A 23001-nucleotide genomic window follows, 5' to 3' on the forward strand; every position below is an offset into this window, starting at 1 on the left:
GCATTATTTGTGCAATTACACTTGTAAATAAGAATTGTTATCATTAGAATGCCGTTCTATTGATCATCACGCTTATTTATGGGAAACAATATGTCTATTAAAAAAAGTTTAACAGTTTTGTTAGCAGGTACATCGGCACTTGCGAGTTCAATGTCTTTTGCTGCTGAAGAAGTGAACGTATATTCGTATCGCCAACCGTTTTTAATTGAGCCGATGATGAAAGAATTCACCGCTGAAACGGGCGTTAAAGTGAATATTCTATTTGCTAAAAAAGGCTTGATTGAGCGTATTAAGCGTGAAGGTAAATTATCTACAGCAGATCTTATGTTAACGTCTGATTTTAGCCGCCTAACTATGTTTACGGAAGAAGGTCTAGCACAACCCGTTGATAGCGATATTCTAAATAAAAATATTCCGAGTCAATTTCATGGCGCTGAAAAACAGTGGTATGCATTAACTAGCCGTGCGCGTAATATTTATTCTTCAGTAGAACGTGTAGGTCCTGCTCCTACCATTACTTACCAAGATTTAGCGACACCTGCTTTTAAAGGCAAAGTATGTATGCGCTCTGGTAAACACCCTTACAATGTTTCTTTGTTAGCGTCTATTATTGCTCATGAAGGCGAAGCAAAGGCAAAAACTTGGTTAGAAGGTTTAAAAGCAAACTTAGCACGTAAACCACAGGGTAATGACCGTGCACAAGTTAAAGCCGTTAAAGAAGGTTTATGTGATTACGCTTTAACCAACAGTTACTACTTAGGTAAAATGTTAAACGATCCAAAGCAAGTTGCTTGGGCTGAATCGGTTCATATTAACTTCCCTAATCAAGCAACAACGGGTACACATGTTAACGTGAGTGGTATTGCACTGACTAAGTATGCACCTAATAAAAACAATGCGATCAAATTGATGGAATTCCTATCGGGTGATGTTGCACAACAGATGTATGCTGAAATCAATTACGAATATCCTGTAAAAGAAGATGTACAACCTTCTAAATTGGTTGCATCATGGGGCAAGTTTAAAGCAGACGATATCAAACTATCTGATATTGCTGCACAACATCAAGCCGCCATTAAGTTACTGGATGAAGTGAAATTTGATCTCTAAGTCGTTCAACCTGTACAAGTTACTGCCTTGGGTAGTAACTTGTATTTTGTTATCTCCTGTTCTTGCTATATTTTTCAGCGCTTTCTCTACCGATGAAAGTGGTAGTTTTCAACACCTTATTGATACCGTTTTATCAACGTATATTAGTAACTCTCTCTTAGTTATTGTGTATGTTGTTCTATTAAGTATTCTGTTTGCTTTGCCCTGCGCTTGGTTTGTAGCCTGTTGCGAGTTTCCTACTCGTGAGAAGTTACAGTGGATGCTGATGTTACCCCTCGCTATGCCGCCCTATATTATCGCGATTGTTTATACCGATTTATTAGACTTTGCTGGCCCCGTACAGTTAACGATACGGGCTTTGTTTGATTGGCAACCGAGTGATTATTATTTCCCTGAAGTGCGCACCTTATTTGGTGCTTCTGTTATTTTAGCCTTATCACTTTTCCCTTATTTATATCTGTTATTACGTGGCGCTTTTTTAACTCAGTCTGCAGGGTTATTTCATGCGGCAAGAACCTTAGGTGTACCACCTTTACGTGCTTTTTGGCGAGTCAGTATCCCTTTATCTCGTTCTGCTATGGCTGTAGGTGTTTCATTAATCGCCATGGAAACATTAGGTGATTTTGCGACGGTCAACTATTTTGCTGTGCATACGTTAACTACGGCTATCTATGATACTTGGTTAGAATTAGGTAGTTTGACGACCGCCGCCAAAATATCGTCTTTAATGTTGTTAGCGATTGTGATTTTAATATCGTTAGAAAGTTATAGTCGTCGTAAACAACAAGTTTATCAACGTAATGGCAGTGGTAATACCGAGCTGCGTTTTGTATTAACGGGGTGGCAAAAGTGGGGCGTATTAGCGTTCACTTGGTCGTTATTAGCCTTCTCTTTATTTATACCGATTGCGACGCTTTTATATTATGCAGTTAACTATTTTAATGCTTCGTTAAACAATGACTTAATGCAATACACCTTAAATAGTCTGTGGTTAGCCTTTTTAGTCGCTATATTATCTATCTTGGTTGCGCTATTAGTTAATTTTTATCAACGTTTAAGCCCAGGGTTAGGTGCTAAATCTAGCATTCGTTTATCTTCACTTGGTTATGCTGTACCGGGCACTGTGGTTGCGATTGGTGTGCTGATCCCGCTTACTAGTATCGATTTATGGTTAAATGATGTGTTGTTAGGCTTAGACCTTAAGCCTGTTGGCTTGCTGTTATCTGGCTCATTAGTTATTTTGGTATTAGGCTATTTAGTACGTTTTAGTGCTATTGCCGTGGGCAGTATCGATAGTAACTTAGTGCAGGTTTCACCTTCGTTAGATTTCGCGTCTAGAACCTTAGGTAATGGGCCTGTTAAAACACTTTGGCGAGTTAATATTCCGTTAATTAGAAAAGGTATGCTCACGGCATTTATTTTAGTTTTTATTGAATCTATGAAAGAATTACCTGCCGCGCTATTATTGCGACCTTTTAATTTTGAAACATTAGCCACTTACGTTTATCAATTTGTATCCGATGAGATGATAGAGCTAGCTGCATTGCCTGCGCTAATGATTATTGGATTAGGCTTAGTTCCTTTTATTGTGGTAAATCGTCTGTTGGAGAAAAAAACTTAATGAGTGCGTTAAATATCCAAAACTTAAGCTGTTCTTATCAAAAAACAGCGGTATTAGAAAACTTGGATCTGAGCTTACATGATAATGAAATTGTGTGCTTATTAGGTGAAAGTGGCTGTGGTAAAACAACCTTATTAAGAGCGGTTGCCGGTTTGCAAACAGAATTAACCGGACAAATTAGTATTCGTCAAAAAGTATTAAATGATCCACAAACCTATATTCCACCCGAGTTGAGAAAAATTGGTCTTATTTTTCAAGATTATGCGCTTTTCCCACATTTAAATGTTTTTGATAATGTCGCTTTTTCACTAACCAAAATGACTAAGCAAGAAAAACAACAACGTGTGCAGGAAGTATTGGCACTAGTGCAATTAAGCGACCTTAGTGCACGTTTCCCGCATCAATTATCTGGAGGACAACAACAGCGTATTGCTATTGCACGTGCTTTAGCTTATCAGCCAGATTTAATGCTGTTAGATGAACCTTTTTCTAATTTAGACCAGCATGTGCGTTTTCAATTGATCCATGAAATCCGTCAATTATTTAAACAGCGTCAAATGAGTGCTTTATTTGTGACTCACTCTAAAGAAGAAGGGTTTGCTTTTGCTGACCGTATTGCATTGATGCAAGCGGGGAAAATTGTACAAATCGATACGGCTCAAAAACTGTATCGTAAACCTAACTCGCCCTATGTTGCTAATTTTATGGGGCAAGCTAACTATATTGATGTACAAGTGGTAGACAAATATAGTTACCAGAGTTGTTTTGGTTTATTAGGCAGTAATAGCGTGATTGAACAAACGATTGGTAAACAGCTACGCTTATTATTGCGCCCTGAACATATTGAGATAACCCCAGACCTAAAAGGTGAAGCTTTGGTCAAACAGGTCGATTTTCAAGGTGCATTACAACAAATTAGTGTGCAGTTTGCTGGGCAAGAGTTCACCGTGAGATACAGTAATAGTAGCAGTGAATGTTTAGCGTTTAGTGTTGGAGATAGGGTTTCTTTGACTATATCGAATCATGAATTTGTAACCTTTGAGAACTGTTAGTCTCCTCTGATGTGAAACTCTGAAACTCTGAAACTCTGAAGTGCTAAGTTAGTGAATGACTAGGTTGCAGGTTTAGATTAGTGAATTAGTTTAGATTACTAAGTTAATCAATAGTTAGCATCATAAAAAAGCCAGCGCTGTAATGCATCGCTGGCTTTTTGTTTTTAAAGCGAACACTTTTTAAGTGCACTTTTTTTAGTGTGGCATAGGTTGTGAAAACTAAAGCTGCAGGAGTGCTAAGTACTTGGACTTAGTTCATACATTAAACTCGCTTTTAAGCTTTCCTCTTGCTCTTTTGTCAGTGAATCCCCATCAGCAGTGGAGACAATAAATAAATCTTCTGCGCGTTCGCCTATGGTGGAGATTTTAGCGGTATCAAGCATTAAACCATGGTCTACAAATACGGTTCCTATGTTAGCCAGAATACCAGGCGCATCGAATGCTACCACTTCAATCTGAGTACGTTTCCGGCGTGTTGGTAGAAACGTTATTTTAGGCTCGAATTTAAAGGGACGCTTAACTCGCTCCAGTCTAATGATGTTGGAGTTAACTACGTCTGGTTTTAATAAAGTATCTGTGATCGCTTCTCGTAGACGTTGAATTTTATCGTCATCAATATGTTCACCATCTTCCTCTAATACGGTGAAGGTACTAAGTGAATAATTATCTCGGCTAGAGAGAATTTTTGCATCGTGTACACTTAGTTTCTTATTATCTATTTCAGTCACAACGGAAGAAAATAACAGTGGCATATCTTTATGATAAACAAATATTTCACTGCCTCCGCGTGCATTATTGGTACTGATCAAGACCAAAGGTTTAGTATGGTCTTGGTGATGCAATAAGTTTTGCGTGTGCCAGCAAATCTGTGCTGAGGTATAACGGAAAAAGTAATTGAGCCTAAAACGTTTCCATAGTGGCTTCACTTTTTCTTCACTAATCCCTAGTTCAGCTAAAATACCCAATGCTTTTAATTGACGATCTCGAATACGATCGCGAATATCCGGTGGATTCTCTAAACCACGACGTAACATGGTCAAGGTTTTGTAATAGAGGTCACGTAATAAAGTACCTTTCCAACTATTCCATGTTTCCTCATTGGTTGCGCAAATATCAGCCACGGTTAAGCAATACAATAGGTTAAGGTACTTTTCATCGCGCACGGTTTTGGCGAAGGTAATAATAACATTAGGATCGCTGATATCACGACGTTGAGCGGTGACAGACATGGTTAAATGTTGTTCTACTAACCAAGCAACTACTTTTCCTTCATGGCGAGTAAGCCCATGCAATTCACAAAAAGCTAAGGCATCCACTGCGCCTAATGTAGAGTGATCACCTTGTTGGCCCTTCGCAATATCATGGAAAATAGTGGCTAAGAATAACAGCTCTGGTTTCTCTAACTTTTTATATATTTCGTGGGCAAGTGGATGCTCGGCTTTGCTTTTTGGATAGTTATAGATAAATTTAGCGAGCTTATGCGTATGTGCATCTACTGTATAAGCATGAAACAGATCAAACTGCATTTGCCCAACGATACGGCTCCATTGTGGAATATAAGCCGCTAACACGCCATATTCATACATTAAGGTAAAAGGAATGCCCATGCCGCGAGGGTGCCTAATAATTTGCATAAATACAGCGCGACATTCTGGAATATTTTGCAGCCAATGGGTCAAGCAGCGTCTTGCCTCACGCAGTTCGCGTAGCGTGCTTGAATAAATACCTTTAATACGTGAGTCATCGGCAATATGCACAAACAGTTGTAATATCGCTTCAGGGTTATCCTGAAAGTAACCAGAGGTGGTTAGTTCGATTTTATTACCACGGATTCGGAAATTGTCATCAATATCATGAAATTCAGTGGTCGTTACATTGCCTAAAATTGCTTCATCAAAATATTGCAATAACATTTCATTAAGCTCTTTTACACGGCGAATGGTTTGGTAGAACATCTTCATCATCTGTTCTACGGCTTCATTACGCTGACCTGTGTAACCTAAGAGCTTTGCTACTTCACTTTGGAAATCAAATAGTAAGCGGTTATCTGGACGATTGGTGACAGTATGTAATGCAAAACGAATGGTCCAAAGCTGCGACTGACAATCACTAACTTCGTGGTATTCACCCTGCGTAATATATCCGTAAGTGGTTAGTTCTAATAAGCTATGGGCATCAAAGTGACGTTTCGAAACCCAGGCAATAGTTTGAATATCACGTAAACCACCACACCCGTTTTTGATATCTGGCTCTAGGTTATATCCATCACCTCGGCAGTTCTTATGGCGTCCAAACTGTTCTTCTTTTTTAACCGTAAAAAATTCGTCCGATGGCCAAAAGTCATCTTTACTAATCAGCTCTTGTAGTTTTTCAAAGGTGCTTTCATTACCTTTAATCAAGCGAGATTCAATCATGCTGGTGGCAACAGTAATATCTGCTTTACCCTGTTCTAAACAATCTTTTAAGGTGCGAACGCTATTACCTACATCCAGCTTTAAATCCCAGAGTAGGGTGATTAATTGGCCTATTTTTTCTTCAGATTGTTTACTAAAACCATGGTCTGACAGTATTAGTAAGTCGATATCAGATTTGGGGTGTAGTTCACCACGGCCATACCCACCTACAGCTAAAAGACTTAAATCATAGCTCTCATCTAACCCGACTAAATCCCATAAACGACTTAAAAGCTCATCAATATAACGTGCACGTAACGACACAATTTTATTAATATTTTTTTTTGCTTTGAATTGTTCAAGTTGCCAGTCAGAAAATTGTTGCAGATGTTTTTTGATGAAAGGAATAGTTAGATCTTGTGGTTGAATTTGTAGCGGGGAATACTGTTCAAAGTCCATTTAATGCCTCGATGTTATGCCTTAACGTAACGCCTTAACGTAATGCATCAACGTTGTGCCTCAACGAGATGCTTCGATATTAACAGCCCAATATTAGCGCCTTGATAATAGCCAGTACGTTATTGACAACGTACTGGCTATTTACGTTCATTTTTTAAATACTACTTACGCTGGGTTAATGATTCGGTCAATAGTTTCTTCTGGGCGCAATGTTAAAATTTCAACACCCGTTTCAGTTACCAAGAGCGTGTGTTCCCATTGTGCCGAAAGTTTTTTATCTTTAGTCACAACAGTCCATTCATCACGTAATACTTTACAATCACGTTTACCCGCATTAAGCATAGGTTCAATGGTAAAACATTGCCCTGCTTTTAATACTTCACCAGTGCCTTTTTTACCGTAATGCAGTACTTGTGGTTCTTCATGGAAACCTGCACCAATACCGTGTCCGCAATATTCACGAACGATTGAGTAGTTGTGGTTTTCTGCGTGTTTTTGAATTGCAGCGCCGATATCACCTAAACGCGCACCGGGTTTAACCATATTAATTCCGATGTATAAACATTCTTGTGTTACACGTGCTAAACGCTCAGCCAAAATAGATGGTTTTCCAACCATGAACATTTTAGATGTGTCACCGTGATATCCATCTTTAATCACTGTGATATCTATATTTAATACATCACCGTCCTTTAGTGGTTTATCGTTAGGAATACCGTGGCATACAACATAGTTTAATGACGTACAGATAGACTTAGGAAAACCATGGTAGTTCAACGGAGCTGGAATGCCCCCTTGTTCATTAACGATAAAATCATGACAAAGCTGATTTAGTTCATTAGTAGTAACCCCTTTCTTAACATGAGGTTCAATCATGGTTAATACGTCAGCAGCTTGTTGTCCTGCAATGCGCATTTTTTCTATTTCTTGAGCAGTTTTAATGAGTCCAGACATGTTATATCTCTATACTTTGAATAAATTATTATAAGACAACTATAAAGAATTTTAGGCGTTGGTGCTAGATAAAATCCATTTCAGAAAGCCTTACAATGGACAAGGGAATAGGGGGGACGAAAGGAATCAAAAAATACGTTAATTAATACGCTATTTATTGAGCTAATTAGCTAACTGTGGTATAAAGCGCACCGAGATTGATAGATTAATTTTTTAATCGCTTTCTTAAATAATCAATATAATCCATTCAAAACATATAATGTATTGAATAATAAGGATTATTACTTAAACAACACACACGCATCGACACGTCACTCGGGGTGCCTTTTTCTGTATAAGAAATTAATGGTCGAGTGTATGGGATGTGTGGAGGCCTAACCCCCTAAAAGGAAATTCAAATGGCAACAGTATCAATGCGCGATATGCTACAAGCAGGCGTTCACTTCGGTCACCAAACTCGTTACTGGAACCCAAAAATGAAACCATTCATTTTTGGTGCTCGTAATAAAGTTCATATCATCAACCTTGAAAAAACAGTTCCAATGTTTAACCAAGCGCTTAACTTCCTAGAAGCTAAAGCATCTAAAAAAGGTAAAGTCCTTTTTGTTGGTACTAAACGTGCTGCATCAGAAGCGGTTAAAGAAGCAGCGATTGCTTGTGACCAATTCTATGTTGATCACCGTTGGTTAGGTGGTATGTTGACTAACTGGAAAACAGTTCGTCAATCGATCAAACGTTTGAAAGATCTTGAAGTTCAAAGCCAAGACGGTACTTTTGACAAGTTAACTAAGAAAGAAGCGCTTATGCGTACTCGTGAATTAGAGAAGCTTGAAAAAACACTTGGTGGTATCAAAAACATGGGTGGTATCCCAGATGTAATCTTCGTAATCGATGCTGATCACGAGCACATTGCAATTAAAGAAGCGAATAACCTAGGTATTCCAGTTATCGCTGTTGTAGATACTAACTCTTGCCCAGATAACATCGATTACATCGTTCCTGGTAATGATGATGCTATCCGTGCAGTTAAGCTTTACTTAAGTGCAGCTGCTACAGCTGTTAAAGAAGGCCGTACTGCAGAAGTAGTAGTAGCTGAAGGTTTTGTTGAAGAAGAATCAGCTGAGAAATAAGTTCTTCTACTAATAGAAGCTCTTATTAACCAATCATTGGTTGGTTATCAGGGGTCTATATGACCCCTTTTTTATAGAATCAAAATAGGAATTCGAACAATGGCTATTACAGCTCAGCAAGTTAAAGAACTTCGTGACCGCACTGCTGCGGGTATGATGGATTGTAAAAAAGCATTAGTTGAAGCAGATGGCGACATCGAGCTTGCAATTGAAAACATGCGTAAATCAGGTGCAATCAAAGCCGCTAAAAAAGCAGGCCGTATTGCTGCTGAAGGCGCTATCTTTGCAAAAACTAACGGTACTACTGCATTAATCATCGAAGTTAACTGTGAAACAGACTTCGTTGCAATGGATAAAAGCTTCTTAGCATTTGCTGAGAAAGTAGCTGATATCGCGCTTGAAAATAAAGTAGACAGCGTTGAAGCATTAAACGCACTAGCATATGACGATTCTACCGTTGAAGAAGCGCGTGAATTGTTAGTTGCTAAAATCGGCGAAAACATCTCTGTACGTCGTTTACAAATCGTAGAAGGTGAAAACCTTGGCGCTTACGTACACAGCCGTAAAATCGGTGTTATCTCTGTGCTAACAGGCGGTGATGCTGACCTAGCTAAAGATATCGCGATGCACGTTGCTGCAGCCGCTCCTCAGTTTGTTAAACCTGAAGATGTACCTGCTGACGTTGTTGCTAAAGAGAAAGAAATCCAGTTACAAATTGCAATCGAAAGCGGTAAACCTGCTGAAATCGCAGAAAAAATGGTTTCTGGTCGTATGGCTAAATTTACTGGTGAAGTAAGCTTAACTGGTCAAGCATTCATTAAAGATCCATCAATGAGTGTTGCTAAACTTCTTAAAGGTGCAAGTGCAGACGTAGTCTCTTTTGTTCGTTTAGAAGTTGGTGAAGGTATTGAGAAAAAAGTAGAAGATTTCGCTGCTGAAGTTGCTGCAACTATGGCTGCTTCTAAGTAATCTACTTTAAAAACAATAGGTAATGTTTTTTAGCATTGTTCCGTTGTAAAAAAGAACCGCGGCATGCCTGCGGTTCTTTTATATTCAGAAGAAAGTGAATATGCCTGCTTAATAAACGAATTTGAGACCTATTTTTTAAAATATCTTGTATGATTTTTTAAAAAATCGGTATTATTTCAACTTAAGGAATGAAATTATGAGCACTAACCCTAAATCAGCATATCGTCGTATTTTATTAAAACTGAGCGGTGAAGCCCTCGTTGGTGAAGAAGGGTTTGGTATTGATCCTAAGGTATTGGATCGTATGGCCTTAGAGATTAAATCTTTGATTGAGTCTGGTGTACAAGTTGGTTTAGTGATTGGTGGTGGTAATATTTTCCGTGGTGCGGGCCTTGCTCAAGCGGGAATGAATCGTGTGGTAGGCGACCATATGGGAATGTTAGCGACAGTAATGAATGGCTTAGCAATGCGTGATGCATTACACCGTTCACACGTTAATTCTCGTTTAATGTCTGCTATTCCTCTAAATGGCGTATGTGATGATTACAACTGGGCCGAAGCGATTAAATATTTAAAATTAGGCACTGTAGTTATTTTTGCTGCGGGTACAGGTAATCCGTTCTTTACGACTGATTCTGCTGCTTGTTTACGTGGTATCGAAATTGAAGCCGATGCCGTACTTAAAGGTACTAAAGTTGATGGTGTTTACGATGCAGACCCAGTAAAAAATCCGGATGCAAAATTATACAGTGTATTAGATTACCAAACGGTACTAGAAAAAGAGCTACAAGTGATGGATTTAGCTGCATTTACCTTAGCACGTGACCATAGTCTGCCAATTCGTGTCTTCAATATGAATAAACCAGGTGCATTAAGTCGTGTTGTTTTAGGCGGTGATGAAGGTACAACTATCACCCATGCACAGGAAAATATTTAATTGTTTATTTAACGATTACAATGCTGAAAACAGTTGTGATCTTTAAAAAAGTGACTATTTCTAAAGCAATATTAGTGAAAAATTGCATCAGTTAAAAAATAGTTGCCAATATAGATAACAAAATTTGATAATGAACTAATAAGTTAGGAACTAAATATGATTAACGAAATCAAAGATGATGCTCAAACTCGAATGAATAAAAGCATTGAATCGTTTAAAAGCCAATTAGCTAAAGTACGTACAGGTCGTGCACACCCTAGTTTACTTGATGGCATTATGGTGCCTTATTACGGCTCTAACACACCGTTACGTCAAGTGGGTAACGTATCAACTGAAGATTCACGTACATTAACAGTAACTGTATTTGATGCGACTTTAATTGCAGCAGTAGAAAAAGCGATTATGGGCTCTAACTTAGGGTTAAATCCTATGTCTGCAGGTACCGTTATTCGCATTCCTTTACCACCATTAACAGAAGAGCGTCGTAAAGACTTAATTAAAGTGGTTCGTGGTGAAGCTGAAAATACACGTGTTGCTATTCGTAATATTCGCCGTGATGCAAATGGTGACTTTAAAGATCTAGAAAAAGAAAAAGAAATTAGCGAAGATCAACAACGTCAAGGTGAAGAGCTAGTACAAAAAGTAACTAATGAAAGCATCAAAAAAGTAGATGAAGTATTGGCGGTTAAAGAAGCTGAATTGTTAGAAGTATAAAACTAACAAGTGTTCAAAAAAATGCACCCTCTAGTGACTAGTCGGTGCATTTAATTGTTAATAAAGGATTATTGTGAGATCAGAAACACTTAAAAGTAATTTCCCTAAACATGTTGCCATCATAATGGATGGAAATGGCCGCTGGTCAGAACAAAAAGGAAAACACCGAGTTTTTGGTCATAAACACGGCGTAAAAGCGCTGCGTAAGAGCATTGCTTTTGCCGCTGAAAAAAATATTGAAGCATTAACCATTTTTGCTTTTAGTAGTGAGAATTGGAAACGTCCTGAACAGGAAGTGAATATGCTAATGGAGCTGTTTTTTACTGTGCTTGGTAGCGAAGTAAAAAAACTCCATAAAAATAATATTAAACTAACTATTGTTGGTGATATCTCTGGTTTTAGTGATCGCCTGCAAAAAAAAGTACATGCAGCACAGTTATTAACTGCAAATAATACCGGTTTAGCATTAAATGTAGCTGCGAACTATGGCGGTCGTTGGGATATTGTTAGTGCAACCCAAAAAATAGCGCAACAAGTAAAAGAAGGTGTCTTAGAAGTTGATAATATCAATGAGCAATTATTGACTAACACACTGTCTTTAGGTGAATTACCTGATGTTGATTTGATGATCCGAACGGGAGGAGATTACAGAATTAGTAACTTCTTGCTGTGGCAACTTGCTTATGCGGAGTTATATTTTACCGATATATTATGGCCTGATTTTGATGCCAAAGCCTTTCAATTAGCTCTAGATGTGTTCTCAGGTAAAGAGCGACGTTTTGGACAAACCAGTGCACAAGTAAATAACTAATTTTTACCCAACAGATATAACGGGATTTCTCTGTGAAGCAACGAATTATTACCGCGCTTATATTAGCGCCACTAGCCATTGCGGCTATTTTCTTTTTACCTCTTCAATTTTTTATGCTATTTGCTGCTGGTATTTTTTTACTCGCTAGTAAAGAGTGGGCCGGCTTTGTCAGTAAACAACCGTCTTCAGCGACTCTTTATATATTTGGTTTGATACTCGGTATTACGTTGATGTTGATGCCGATCGGCTTAATTTGGGGCCCAGAGCTACCTCATCATTATATAATTACTGGATTGACTGTCGCTGTAACTTGGTGGTGTGTAGCTTTAGTCATGGTTATTCGTTATCCGACTTCGGCGACACTTTGGCGAAACAGTAAATTCCTAAAAAGCATTTTCGGATTGCTTACTTTGATTCCTTTTTTCTGGGGATTAGTGGTACTACGTTCAGTGAATATGCATCACGACTTCTATTTTGGTGCTGAATTATTAATGTATGTGTTTTTATTGGTGTGGGCTGCCGATTCTGGTGCCTATTTCGCGGGCAGACAATTTGGTAAACATAAATTAGCTCCCAACGTAAGTCCGGGTAAAACCATCGAAGGGTTACTAGGCGGCTTAATGAGTGCTGTTATCGTTGCTTATTTCGCGAGTCATTTCTTTGCTATTCCGGCTGAAAAATTAGGATTGTTTTTTGCTGCTTCAGTGATCACTACCTTAGTTTCTGCTTTAGGTGATTTAACGGAAAGTATTTTTAAACGAGAAGCAGGCTTAAAAGACAGTAGTAATTTATTACCTGGGCATGGTGGCATCTTAGATCGTATTGATAGTTTGACCGCTGCTGTTCCGGTGTTTGCCCTTATTTATATTTATTGGCTCGTTTAATGATGACCAACAATGCAACCAAAAACACTACACTAAAGCAATCAGTGGCTAAAAACTTAGCTGTATTAGGTGCAACGGGGTCTATCGGAGACAGCACTTTGAGTGTCTGTCGTCATAACCCTGAATTGTATAATGTACAGTTTTTGTATGCGGCAAGTAATGTTGAAAAAATGCTGGCACTTTGTATTGAATTTAAACCTGCTTATGTTGCATTAGCAAACCCACAGGCTGGATTGCAACTAAAAGAATTATTGCAACAAAATAATCTCAACTGTCATATGTTACCTGAATCTGAAGTGCTGGCGTTATTAGGTAGTGCTGAAATTGACTCTGTGATGGCTGCCATTGTTGGTGCGGCTGGTTTAAAAACAACGCTAGCGGCTGTACATGCGGGGAAAGAAATTTTCTTAGCAAACAAAGAATCGTTAGTTATGTCCGGTGCTTTGTTTATTGATGCAGTAAAAAAATCAGGTGCGACGTTGTGGCCTGTTGATAGTGAACATAACGCTATATTTCAATCAATGTCGCCGAATTTACAACAAACCATCGGCCATTGTGATTTAGCTGCCGCTGGTGTTTCTAAGATTTTATTAACGGGCTCTGGCGGACCTTTTTTAACCAAACCGTTGCACGAATTTTCAAGCATTACGCCTGATGTGGCAATTAAACATCCAAATTGGAGCATGGGCCCTAAAATCTCTATAGATTCGGCAACCATGATGAACAAAGGTCTTGAGTACATTGAAGCAAGGTGGTTATTCAATACTAATAAAGATCAGTTACAGGTGATTATTCACCCGCAATCAGTGATCCATTCTATGGTGCAGTATCAAGATGGTAGTGTCATTTCGCAAATGGGTAATCCAGATATGCGTATACCTATTGCACATGTGATGGGGGGGGATAAACGCATTAAAAGTGGTGCTGCGGGGTTTGATTTTTTTAACTCGGCTAACTTTACCTTCGTAGAACCTGATTATGACCGTTACCCTTGTTTGAAATTAGCGATACAGGCTTGTTATGAAGGACAGCATGCAACGACGTCACTAAATGCGGCGAATGAAATCGCGGTGCAAGCCTTTTTAGATCAACGTATCAAGTTTACGGATATTCCACGTATTGTGGATAGTGTTTTAAATACATTACAGCATCAACATGTCTCGTCAATTGAACAGCTATTAGAAATAGATAAGCAGGCTAGAGACAATGCGAGCAAATTGATTAATCGAGGTGGGGTTTGTTAGATTTTATATGGAATACAGCCGCATTCATTATTGCGTTAAGTATTCTAGTTGCCATTCATGAGTATGGCCATTTTTGGGTTGCTCGTCGCTGCCAAGTAAAGGTACATCGTTTTTCTATTGGTTTTGGCAAAGTTCTTTTTAAAAAACTGGATAAGCACGGTACTGAGTTTGTGATCGCTGCAATTCCATTGGGCGGCTATGTAAAAATGCTTGATGGTCGGGTTGAAGAAGTGCCTGAAGCATTATCTGAATTCTCTTTTGATAAAAAGTCAGTATGGCAACGTATTGCCATTGTTGCAGCTGGGCCTATAGCCAATTTTCTATTGGCTATTATTGCCTTCTTTTTAATGTACATGATTGGAGTAGGAAGTGCTAAACCGGTTGTTAATGGTGTACTTGAGAATTCGCCGGTTAGTGTGATCACAACTCAAGTCCCGTTTCAGGTGAGTGCGGTTAATGGCCGAGTGGTTAATGACTGGGAAGCACTCAATCTTGCTCTAGTTGCACAGATTGGTGAGCCTAGTGTAGAGCTCAGCGTCACGCCTGTTAATTTGTTTGACCTGAGTTCAAACTCTCAATCAACACTGACCGAGAGCAGGGAACCAAGTCAAACTTATACAGTCTCATTAGCTAATTGGAAGTTTGACCCTAAAAAAGAGTCGATTATTAGTAGCTTAGGGCTTATTCCTTATTCTCCAAAAGTACATTTAAGTGCTGCAAGTGTTGCCGAAAATAGTGCTGCACAACGCAGTGGAATAGAAGTTGATGACAAATTAATAGCTATTAATGGCGTCCAGTTAGATAATTGGCAACAATTTGTGAAGTTGATCCAAACAAATGCTAATCAACCGTTACGGCTAGCGATTGAAAGGGGGGCTATCAAGCACTCGCTCACACTCATCCCCGACGCTCGTGAAAGTGCAGATGGTACATTACAAGGTTATATTGGTGTTGCACCAAAGGTTGACCCTTACCCTGAACAGTTTAGAGTAAGCTTGAAATATGGTCCGATTGACTCTTTCTTAAAAGGAGTTGATAAAACTTGGCAGCTCAGTGAGTTAACTTTTTCAACATTAGTTAAATTAGTGACTGGTGATTTATCGGTAAAAAATCTTAGTGGACCTGTTGGTATTGCTAAAGGTGCTGGGATGAGTGCTGATTATGGATTTGCGTATTTTTTAGGATTTATTGCTTTAATTAGCGTTAATTTAGGTATTATGAATTTAATACCTCTACCTGTTTTAGATGGTGGTCATTTGATGTATTACTTTGTCGAAGTGATTACAGGTAAACCGGTCCCTGAAAGAGTCCAAGAATTTGGCTTTAAAATAGGAGCGGCAGTTTTATTCACATTTATGTCAATTGCTGTGCTTAACGACTTTAATTTATTGTAAAAGAAACACTAAAATTTATTATAGAATATAAACAATGAGATAGTGCTACTTTCTAACACGATTTGAAAGTAAGATTCACTCCCCATTGACCTGGATATTTAAATTGTTTTGCACTGAGGTGCAGTAAAGGATTTTGTAGATAATGTTTAAGAAATATTTGTTAGCATTGACATTTACTGTCACCAGCTGTTTTTCTAACCTTGCTTTAGCTGAAAAATTTACCGTCTCCGACCTACAGTTCGAAGGACTTCAACGAGTAACACTGGGTGCGGCACTATTGAGTCTACCAATTCGTGAAGGTGATGTGGTTGATGAATATGATCTATCGCAGGCAATTAAAAAAATGTATAGCAGTAGCTACTTCGAATCGATTCAGTTATTCAAAAATGAGTCTGTGCTTATTTTTAAAGTGAAAGAGCGCCCAACGATCAGTGCTATTGAATTAACAGGTAATGATAAACTCACTGAAGAGCAAATCTTTGATTCATTAAAATCTTCTTCTATCCAAGTTGGTGATGCGCTAGATAGAACCGTTCTGACCAGTATTGAAAAGAGCTTAGAAGATTTCTATCACAGCGTGGGCAAGTACAGCGCACAAGTAGAAACGATTGTGACACCTTTACCTAGAAACCGTGTTTCTATTCAATTTGTATTTCGTGAAGGATTGACTGCAAAAATTGAACAGATCAACATCGTTGGTAATAATGTTTATTCTGATGAAGACTTGTTAAAGCGATTAACGCTAAGTGACTCTGCAGGTTGGTGGGATCTTTTTGCCGACGATAACTACCAAAAACAAAAATTAGCCGGTGATTTAGAAGTTATCAAAAGTTATTACTTAGATCGTGGTTATATTCGTTTTAAAATTGATGAAACGCAAGTCGCGCTTAGACCTAATAAAAAAGGGGTTTATGTTACGGTTAATGTTAATGAAGGTAATATTTATAAAGTTTCAGATGTAACCTTTATTGGTGACCTATTAGGACATGACGAAGAAGTAAAAAGCTTAGTCGCGTTTGCCAATGGAGATATCTATGCTGCATCGGATGTCGCTGCCTCGGAACAAAGTATTCGCAAATACTTTGGCCGTTTAGGCTACGCATTCCCTGAAATTAATACTTATCCTGAAATTGATGATGCAACTAATACTGTTGTTGTTAATTTCTCTGTTGCCCCAGGACAACGTGGTTATGTGAGACATATTAATATTTCAGGTAATACAACTACCAAAGATGTTGTATTACGTCGAGAAATGCGTCAAATGGAAGGTGGATGGCTATCTAGTGAAGCGATCGAAACATCTCGCGCGCGTTTAAACCGTTTAGGGTTTTTCTCAACCGTTGATATTAATACTGAACGTGTTAGCGATGATTTAGTTGACGTGAGTGTTAACGTGGCGGAACAAGCGTCAGGTAGCTTCAATGCCGGCATTGGTTTTGGTACGGAATCAGGGATCAGCCTAAGTGGTGGTATTCAGCAGAATAACTTCCTAGGTAGTGGTGATAAGATTGGTTTCCAAACTAAGTTTAATGACTACAGTGTGAGTGCTGACATCAGCTACGATACCCCTTACTTAACCAAAGATGGTGTGAGTGGTGGAGCTCGAATTTATTACGATAAATTTGAAGCGGGCGATGCGAATATTGTCGATTACACCAATACGACTTATGGTTTACGTTTCAGTACTGGTTTTCCTGTTAATGAAATAAACCGTTTAGGGTTCAGTGTTGGCTGGGAAAATAACGGTATTTCTCAGCTCAAGAGTTACGAGCAATTAAGTACGTTTTGGGATATCTATGGTTCATTGCAAGATGATGATGGTGGTGCTGACTTTAGAAACTTTGATATTACCACTACTTGGTCACGTAATAGCTTAGACCGAGGCCAACTCGCTACACAAGGGATGTCGCATACTTTACGTGGTAAAATAACCATCCCTGGCTCAGATCTACAATACTTTAAACTTAACTTTGATATTCGTAATTACCAACGTATTACTGAAGACGGTGATTGGACTACCCTGTTACGTGGTAGTTTAGGTTACGGTAATGGTTACGGAAAATTTGAAGGGAACGACCAAATCTTACCGTTCTTTGAAAACTATTACGTGGGTGGTTACCGCACTATTCGTGGATTCTCTAGTAATACGGTAGGGCCACGCGCACTTTATACTGGCGAGCAGAACGGTAATAGCAACGCTACTTATACCAATAGTGCAGTGGGCGGTAATGCAAAATATACATTAAGTGCGGAACTTATTTTCCCTGTGCCGTTCTTAGATGAAGCCTATGCACGTCAAGTGCGTAGCAGTTTGTTCGTTGATGCGGGTGAAGCGTGGGATACTGAGTTTGATTATGATGCGTACAAAGACAAATGTGCGTTCAATTGTGATTACGCTGGCGACTACTCGAAACCTGGACGTATACGTGCATCGATCGGTACTCAGTTAACTTGGGTTTCACCAATGGGACCGTTAATCTTTACACTGGCTGTTCCATTAAAAGATTATGCGGGCGATAAAACCGAAGTGTTCTCATTTAACATCGGTGATGTTTTCTAAATATAGTTAATGGATGTTTGAATAACACCATTGTATCGACATTAAAATGTGCACGCAGTGCACGATTTCTTTTTTTATTTTATTACAGATTTATTAATACGGAGTTATAGCATGAAAACCATGAAGACCTTTTTTAAAGTAATTACCTTAGCCGCTGCAATGGTATCTGTGTCAGCAGTTCAAGCAGCAGACACATCAAAAATTGGTGTTGTATTCCCATCAAAAGTGATGAAAGAGTCTCCGCAACGTGCGCGTATTATTAAACAGTTGGAAGGTGAGTTTAAAGGTCGTTACGAAGAGTTACAGAGTTTAGAAAAAAGCATTAAAAGTATTGAAACTAAAATTAAGAAAGATGGCGAGTTATTAAATAAAAGTGAAGTCACTTCGTTACAACGTGATATCGAAGGCAAAATTTCTGAGTACAAATTAAAACGTAAAGCCTTTGAAGAAGATAACCGTCGCCGCCAAGGTGAAGAGAATCAAAAAGTATTAAGCATCGTTAGCAAAGTGATTAATGAAGTGGCAAAAGAAGGTGGATACGATTTGATCTTAAACGGCGAACAAATTGTTTTCTCAAAACCTGCTTTAGATATTTCAGACAAAGTTATTCAAAAAATTAGCACTAAGTAGGTTTAGATTATTATGGCTTATTCATTAGCAGATTTAGCACTTCAACTTTCAGCGCAATTAAGTGGTGATGAAAATCTACAAATATTACGTTTAGCCACGTTTGAAGCCGCTGAACAAGGTGATATTACCTTTGTGTCAGACATTAAACTACTGACTCGCTTAGATGAATGTAAGGCGAGTGCGATTGTCTTGCCTTCATCAATGCAGGCGACTTATCAAGGTAATGCGTTATTTATGGATAACCCTTATGTAGGTTATGCATTATTAGCGCGTTTGTTTGATACCACACCCAACTTACCTGTGCTTATTGCTGAGTCAGCTAAAATTCATGAAACTGCGGTGATCGGCAATAATGTAGCTATTGCAGACAATGTGGTGATTGGGGCCGGTGTTACGATTGGAGATAATACGCAGTTATTTGCGAATTCTGTGATTGGAGAAGGCTGTCAATTAGGTGCTGGCTGTAAAGTTTATCCGAATGTGTCTATTTACCATGCTTGTGAAATTGGCAAAAATGTCATTATTCATGCGAATAGCGTTATTGGATCCGATGGGTTTGGTAATGCGCCTTACCAAGGCACTTGGGTTAAGATCCCACAAATTGGTAAAGTCATTATTGGTGATAATGCTGAAATTGGCTCGAATACATCAATTGATAGAGGGGCGTTATCAGATACCATTATTGGTGATGGCGTTAAGATTGATAACCAGTGTCAAATTGCCCATAACGTGCAAATTGGCGAGCATTCTGCTGTGGCTGGTGGTACCAGTATCGCGGGTAGTACCACAATAGGAAAGAACTGTATCGTAGGTGGTAGTGTTGCGATGAATGGCCATATTAGCATTGCTGATAATGTTATTATTACTGGTGACAGTATGGTTATGCGTAGTATTAAAAAAGCAGGTGTTTATTCATCTGGTGTACCCGCTCAAGAAAATAAAGCATGGCGTAAAACAACTGCTTATACATTCAAAATTGAAGAATTATTCAAGCGCGTTAAGCAACTTGAAAAACAAATTGAAGATAAAAACTAAGGAAAATCATCGTGTCTAACGAATTAAACAGTCTTGATATAAAGGAGATCATGGATCTTCTACCGCATCGTTACCCATTTTTATTAATCGATCGTGTAGTTGATTATGTACCTGGAAAAACGCTAACAGGTTACAAAAATGTCTCTTTTAATGAACCACAGTTCACAGGACACTTTCCTGGCACGCCTGTTTTCCCTGGAGTGATGATTTTAGAAGCATTAGCGCAAGCAACAGGTGTATTAGCTTTTGCAACTTACGGCAAACCTGCAGAAAATGAACTATATTTCTTAGCGTCTATTGACCAAGTTCGTTTTCGTAAACCGGTTGTACCTGGTGATAAATTAGACTTAGAAGTTATTTATCTTAAAGAGCGTCGCGGTATGGGGAAATTTGAGTGTATCGCTAAAGTTGACGGCGAAGTCGCTTGTCAGGCAATGATTATGTGTGCAAGAAGAGAAATTTAATGATTGATTCTACAGCAAAAATTCATCCAACAGCGATAATTCATGAAAATGCAATTATTGGTAAAAACGTAGAGGTCGGTCCCTATAGCATCATCGGCGACAATGTTGAAATTGGTGATGATTGCTGGGTCGGTCCGCATGTTGTGGTCAAAGGCCACACTAAAATGGGTAAAAACAATAAAATTTTCCAATTTGCTTCGGTCGGCGAAGATTGCCAAGATTTAAAATATAATGGTGAAGTTACCTATCTTGAAATCGGTGATAATAATGTTTTCCGAGAAAGCTGTACTATTCATCGTGGCACAGCACAAGATGAAAGCGTCACTAAGATTGGTAATAATTGTTTATTAATGGCGTATGTACATGTCGCACATGACTGTATACTGGGCAATAATATTATTCTGTCAAATAACGCAACATTAGCAGGGCACAGTAAACTGGCTAATAATGTGATTATCGGTGGTTTAACTGCCTTGCATCAATTCACCCGTGTTGGTGAATACGCAATGATCGGCGGTTGTTCTGCAGTTAATAAAGATATTCCGCCTTACTTTATGGCGTCGGGTAATTACGTTCAAGCGCAAGGGATTAATTCCGTTGGCTTAAAGCGTCATGGTTTTAGTAGTGCGACAATTATGCAAATTAAACGTGCTTATAAATCACTATGTCGTAACGGTAATACATTGGCGCAAGCTAGAGCTGAAATAGCAGAAAATGTTGCAGATTGTCCAGAATTAAAAACGCTTTTAGATTTCATTTCAGATGAAAATCGCGGTATTGTTAGATAAGCCATTTTCTTCAAATATCGTAAAAAAAGGCTCTTTTGGAGCCTTTTTTTTTAACTTCATTATATAAGAGTAGAGCATGACTAAACCATTGCGTATTGGATTGATAGCCGGTGAAACATCTGGCGATATCTTAGGTGAAGGGTTAATTAAAGCCCTAAAAAAACAATACCCGAATGCTATTTTTGAAGGTATTGCCGGTCCTCGAATGATCGCTCAAGGGTGCACTGCTTTGCATCCTTTAGAGGCTTTGTCAGTAATGGGGTTTGTTGAGGTATTAGGTAAATTACGCAGTATTTTACGTATTCGAAAATCAATTATTGAACATTTTATCAATAATCCCCCTGATATTTTTATTGGCATTGATGCCCCCGACTTTAATTTAACGGTTGAATTAAAACTGAAGCAACATGGCATTAAAACGATTCATTATGTGAGTCCGTCGGTTTGGGCTTGGAAGCAATGGCGTATCCATAAAATTGCCAAAGCAACGGATCTTGTTTTAGCCTTTCTACCTTTTGAAAAAGCCTTTTACGATAAGTTTAATGTACCATGCCAATTTGTGGGACATACTTTAGCGGATCAATTACCGTTACAGCGCGATAAATCAACTGCGCGCGGCCAATTAAATATTAATCCTGATGAAAAAATATTGGCCTTATTACCGGGTAGTCGTAAGGCTGAAGTAGAGATGCTTGGACCGATCTTTTTACAAGTAGCGCAAGTTATCCATCAAAAATATCCCGACTATCGATTTATTGTGCCGATGGTTAATGACCGTCGCAAACAGCAATTCCAACTGCAAATAGAGGCGCTACCTGAGACGCTTCCGATTACTTTGATTAATGGTCAATCAAGTGCTGTTTTGCAGTCTGCAGATACTGTGTTGTTAGCATCTGGTACTGCAGCTTTAGAAGCTATGTTAGCTAAAGCACCGATGGTTGTTGCCTATAAAGTTTCACCGATCACTTACCTTATAGCTAAAGCTTTAATAAAAGTTAAATATACTTCACTGCCCAATTTAATTGCAGATAGGGAAGTGGTTAAAGAACTAAGTCAAGATGATTGTACCGTAGATAAAATAGTGGCGGAGCTAGAACGTTTAATCGCACATGATGGGCAAGCTATGGTCGAGACCTTTACCGAGTTACATAAACTTATTCGATGTGATGCGGATACTCAGGCTGCTAATGCGGTGGTTGAGTTATTAAATAGAGATAATAAATAATGGTCGCTAAAAATATACTATATCCAGAAGTTATTTATCCAGATGTTGCTTTTATTGCAGGGGTCGATGAAGTTGGGCGTGGCCCTTTAGTAGGGGACGTTGTCACTGCTGCTGTTATTTTAGACCCTAAAAAGCCAATAGCAGGGTTAGCAGATTCTAAGAAATTAAGTGAAAAAAAATTAGCTTTATTATTTGAACAGATAAATGCCAATGCTTTGGCTGTGAGTATTGGTAGAGCCTCACCGGCTGAAATCGATGAGCTAAATATATTGCATGCGACTATGTTAGCGATGCAACGTGCGGTACAAGGTTTATCAATAACACCTGAATTTGTTTTTATTGATGGTAACCGTTGTCCTTCATTAGCAATGCCTAGTGAAGCAGTTGTGAAAGGTGATTCCCGTGTTGCTGAAATTAGTGCAGCATCGATCATTGCTAAAGTTACCCGTGATAGAGAAATGGTCGAGTTAGATAAACGCTATCCAGATTATGGTTTTGCTCAGCATAAAGGTTATCCTACTAAAGCACACTTTGTAGCCTTAGAAGCGCACGGTGTGATTGCTGAATATCGACAAAGTTTTAAACCTGTTAAAGCTATTTTAGCTTTAACTTCAAAATAGGTTCTTG

20 protein-coding genes are annotated in these 23001 nt (G+C 38.7%); 18 read left to right on the forward strand and 2 right to left on the reverse strand.

What is annotated here, in order from left to right; all coding sequences use genetic code 11:
* Positions 1 to 96: 96 nt before the first annotated feature.
* The 3 genes from H592_RS0103010 to H592_RS0103020 are packed head-to-tail and all read left to right on the forward strand — an operon-like array spanning position 97 to position 3783.
* Positions 97 to 1110 (forward strand): Fe(3+) ABC transporter substrate-binding protein, encoded by a 1014-nt coding sequence (locus tag H592_RS0103010; RefSeq protein ID WP_028867451.1) that lies wholly within the window; start codon positions 97 to 99, stop codon positions 1108 to 1110.
* A complete protein-coding gene (locus tag H592_RS0103015) occupies positions 1100 to 2731 on the forward strand; it encodes an ABC transporter permease (RefSeq protein WP_156916062.1) in 1632 nt (543 codons plus the stop codon). The genes H592_RS0103010 and H592_RS0103015 overlap by 11 nt, the downstream gene beginning before the upstream one ends.
* A complete protein-coding gene (locus H592_RS0103020) occupies positions 2731 to 3783 on the forward strand; it encodes an ABC transporter ATP-binding protein (RefSeq protein WP_028867453.1) in 1053 nt (350 codons plus the stop codon). Before H592_RS0103015 ends, H592_RS0103020 begins: the two co-directional genes overlap by 1 nt.
* Positions 3784 to 4019: 236 nt before the next feature.
* Here the strand turns inward: H592_RS0103020 and glnD are convergent, their stop codons facing one another.
* Entirely contained in the window at positions 4020 to 6635 is a 2616-nt protein-coding gene (gene glnD / locus H592_RS0103025) for a [protein-PII] uridylyltransferase (RefSeq protein ID WP_028867454.1), read from the reverse strand.
* Between the two features lie 165 nt (positions 6636 to 6800).
* Positions 6801 to 7589, reverse strand: a complete 789-nt coding sequence (gene map / locus H592_RS0103030; protein WP_028867455.1) for a type I methionyl aminopeptidase — start codon at positions 7587 to 7589, stop codon at positions 6801 to 6803.
* A 398-nt stretch (positions 7590 to 7987) separates the two neighbouring features.
* Here map and rpsB point away from each other — a divergent pair, with 398 nt between their 5' ends.
* The 15 genes from rpsB (at position 7988) to rnhB (ending at position 22994) form a co-directional block, all read left to right on the forward strand.
* A complete protein-coding gene (rpsB, locus tag H592_RS0103035; protein ID WP_028867456.1) occupies positions 7988 to 8719 on the forward strand; it encodes a 30S ribosomal protein S2 in 732 nt (243 codons plus the stop codon).
* A gap of 99 nt (positions 8720 to 8818) precedes the next feature.
* The gene (tsf, locus tag H592_RS0103040) at positions 8819 to 9688 is read left to right on the forward strand and encodes a translation elongation factor Ts (protein ID WP_028867457.1); all 870 of its coding nucleotides are present in this window, start codon (positions 8819 to 8821) and stop codon (positions 9686 to 9688) included.
* Between the two features lie 196 nt (positions 9689 to 9884).
* Positions 9885 to 10625, forward strand: coding sequence for a UMP kinase (pyrH, locus tag H592_RS0103045; RefSeq protein ID WP_028867458.1), 741 nt, complete (start codon positions 9885 to 9887; stop codon positions 10623 to 10625).
* 156 nt (positions 10626 to 10781) lie between these two features.
* A complete protein-coding gene (gene frr, locus H592_RS0103050) occupies positions 10782 to 11339 on the forward strand; it encodes a ribosome recycling factor (RefSeq protein WP_028867459.1) in 558 nt (185 codons plus the stop codon).
* Between the two features lie 67 nt (positions 11340 to 11406).
* Entirely contained in the window at positions 11407 to 12150 is a 744-nt protein-coding gene (uppS, locus tag H592_RS0103055) for a polyprenyl diphosphate synthase (RefSeq protein ID WP_028867460.1), read from the forward strand.
* Between the two features lie 32 nt (positions 12151 to 12182).
* The gene (locus tag H592_RS0103060) at positions 12183 to 13034 is read left to right on the forward strand and encodes a phosphatidate cytidylyltransferase (RefSeq protein WP_037070799.1); all 852 of its coding nucleotides are present in this window, start codon (positions 12183 to 12185) and stop codon (positions 13032 to 13034) included.
* A gap of 2 nt (positions 13035 to 13036) precedes the next feature.
* Entirely contained in the window at positions 13037 to 14278 is a 1242-nt protein-coding gene (ispC, locus tag H592_RS0103065) for a 1-deoxy-D-xylulose-5-phosphate reductoisomerase (protein ID WP_051368955.1), read from the forward strand.
* The gene (rseP, locus tag H592_RS0103070; protein ID WP_028867463.1) at positions 14272 to 15672 is read left to right on the forward strand and encodes a sigma E protease regulator RseP; all 1401 of its coding nucleotides are present in this window, start codon (positions 14272 to 14274) and stop codon (positions 15670 to 15672) included. The genes ispC and rseP overlap by 7 nt, the downstream gene beginning before the upstream one ends.
* Positions 15673 to 15814: 142 nt before the next feature.
* The gene (gene bamA / locus H592_RS0103075; RefSeq protein WP_028867464.1) at positions 15815 to 18232 is read left to right on the forward strand and encodes an outer membrane protein assembly factor BamA; all 2418 of its coding nucleotides are present in this window, start codon (positions 15815 to 15817) and stop codon (positions 18230 to 18232) included.
* A gap of 111 nt (positions 18233 to 18343) precedes the next feature.
* Positions 18344 to 18862: an OmpH/Skp family outer membrane protein gene (locus H592_RS0103080; protein WP_245600355.1), complete on the forward strand. Its 519-nt coding sequence runs from the start codon at positions 18344 to 18346 to the stop codon at positions 18860 to 18862.
* 12 nt (positions 18863 to 18874) lie between these two features.
* Positions 18875 to 19897: a UDP-3-O-(3-hydroxymyristoyl)glucosamine N-acyltransferase gene (gene lpxD / locus H592_RS0103085; protein WP_211235609.1), complete on the forward strand. Its 1023-nt coding sequence runs from the start codon at positions 18875 to 18877 to the stop codon at positions 19895 to 19897.
* 11 nt (positions 19898 to 19908) lie between these two features.
* Positions 19909 to 20361, forward strand: a complete 453-nt coding sequence (fabZ, locus tag H592_RS0103090) for a 3-hydroxyacyl-ACP dehydratase FabZ (protein WP_028867467.1) — start codon at positions 19909 to 19911, stop codon at positions 20359 to 20361.
* On the forward strand, positions 20361 to 21149 hold the full coding sequence (gene lpxA / locus H592_RS0103095) for an acyl-ACP--UDP-N-acetylglucosamine O-acyltransferase (protein ID WP_028867468.1): 789 nt from the start codon (positions 20361 to 20363) through the stop codon (positions 21147 to 21149). Before fabZ ends, lpxA begins: the two co-directional genes overlap by 1 nt.
* Before the next feature lie 76 nt (positions 21150 to 21225).
* Positions 21226 to 22374, forward strand: coding sequence for a lipid-A-disaccharide synthase (lpxB, locus tag H592_RS0103100; RefSeq protein ID WP_028867469.1), 1149 nt, complete (start codon positions 21226 to 21228; stop codon positions 22372 to 22374).
* Complete coding sequence (gene rnhB / locus H592_RS0103105) at positions 22374 to 22994, forward strand: ribonuclease HII (protein ID WP_028867470.1); 621 nt, start codon at positions 22374 to 22376, stop codon at positions 22992 to 22994. The genes lpxB and rnhB overlap by 1 nt, the downstream gene beginning before the upstream one ends.
* Positions 22995 to 23001 lie beyond the last annotated feature (7 nt).

This window comes from Psychromonas arctica DSM 14288, from assembly GCF_000482725.1.
In the GTDB taxonomy this organism is placed as follows: Bacteria; Pseudomonadota; Gammaproteobacteria; order Enterobacterales; family Psychromonadaceae; genus Psychromonas; species Psychromonas arctica.

What these genes read in the sequence shown, in the direction of transcription:
- map (WP_028867455.1), bottom strand. Translation starts at nt 7,589, where the DNA reads ATGTCTGGACTCATTAAAACTGCTCAAGAAATAGAAAAAATGCGCATT.
- H592_RS0103080 (WP_245600355.1), top strand. Translation starts at nt 18,344, where the DNA reads ATGAAAACCATGAAGACCTTTTTTAAAGTAATTACCTTAGCCGCTGCA.
- ispC (WP_051368955.1), top strand. Translation starts at nt 13,037, where the DNA reads ATGACCAACAATGCAACCAAAAACACTACACTAAAGCAATCAGTGGCT.
- tsf (WP_028867457.1), top strand. Translation starts at nt 8,819, where the DNA reads ATGGCTATTACAGCTCAGCAAGTTAAAGAACTTCGTGACCGCACTGCT.
- rpsB (WP_028867456.1), top strand. Translation starts at nt 7,988, where the DNA reads ATGGCAACAGTATCAATGCGCGATATGCTACAAGCAGGCGTTCACTTC.
- rnhB (WP_028867470.1), top strand. Translation starts at nt 22,374, where the DNA reads ATGGTCGCTAAAAATATACTATATCCAGAAGTTATTTATCCAGATGTT.
- H592_RS0103020 (WP_028867453.1), top strand. Translation starts at nt 2,731, where the DNA reads ATGAGTGCGTTAAATATCCAAAACTTAAGCTGTTCTTATCAAAAAACA.
- glnD (WP_028867454.1), bottom strand. Translation starts at nt 6,635, where the DNA reads ATGGACTTTGAACAGTATTCCCCGCTACAAATTCAACCACAAGATCTA.
- lpxA (WP_028867468.1), top strand. Translation starts at nt 20,361, where the DNA reads ATGATTGATTCTACAGCAAAAATTCATCCAACAGCGATAATTCATGAA.
- lpxB (WP_028867469.1), top strand. Translation starts at nt 21,226, where the DNA reads ATGACTAAACCATTGCGTATTGGATTGATAGCCGGTGAAACATCTGGC.
- lpxD (WP_211235609.1), top strand. Translation starts at nt 18,875, where the DNA reads ATGGCTTATTCATTAGCAGATTTAGCACTTCAACTTTCAGCGCAATTA.
- pyrH (WP_028867458.1), top strand. Translation starts at nt 9,885, where the DNA reads ATGAGCACTAACCCTAAATCAGCATATCGTCGTATTTTATTAAAACTG.
- frr (WP_028867459.1), top strand. Translation starts at nt 10,782, where the DNA reads ATGATTAACGAAATCAAAGATGATGCTCAAACTCGAATGAATAAAAGC.
- bamA (WP_028867464.1), top strand. Translation starts at nt 15,815, where the DNA reads ATGTTTAAGAAATATTTGTTAGCATTGACATTTACTGTCACCAGCTGT.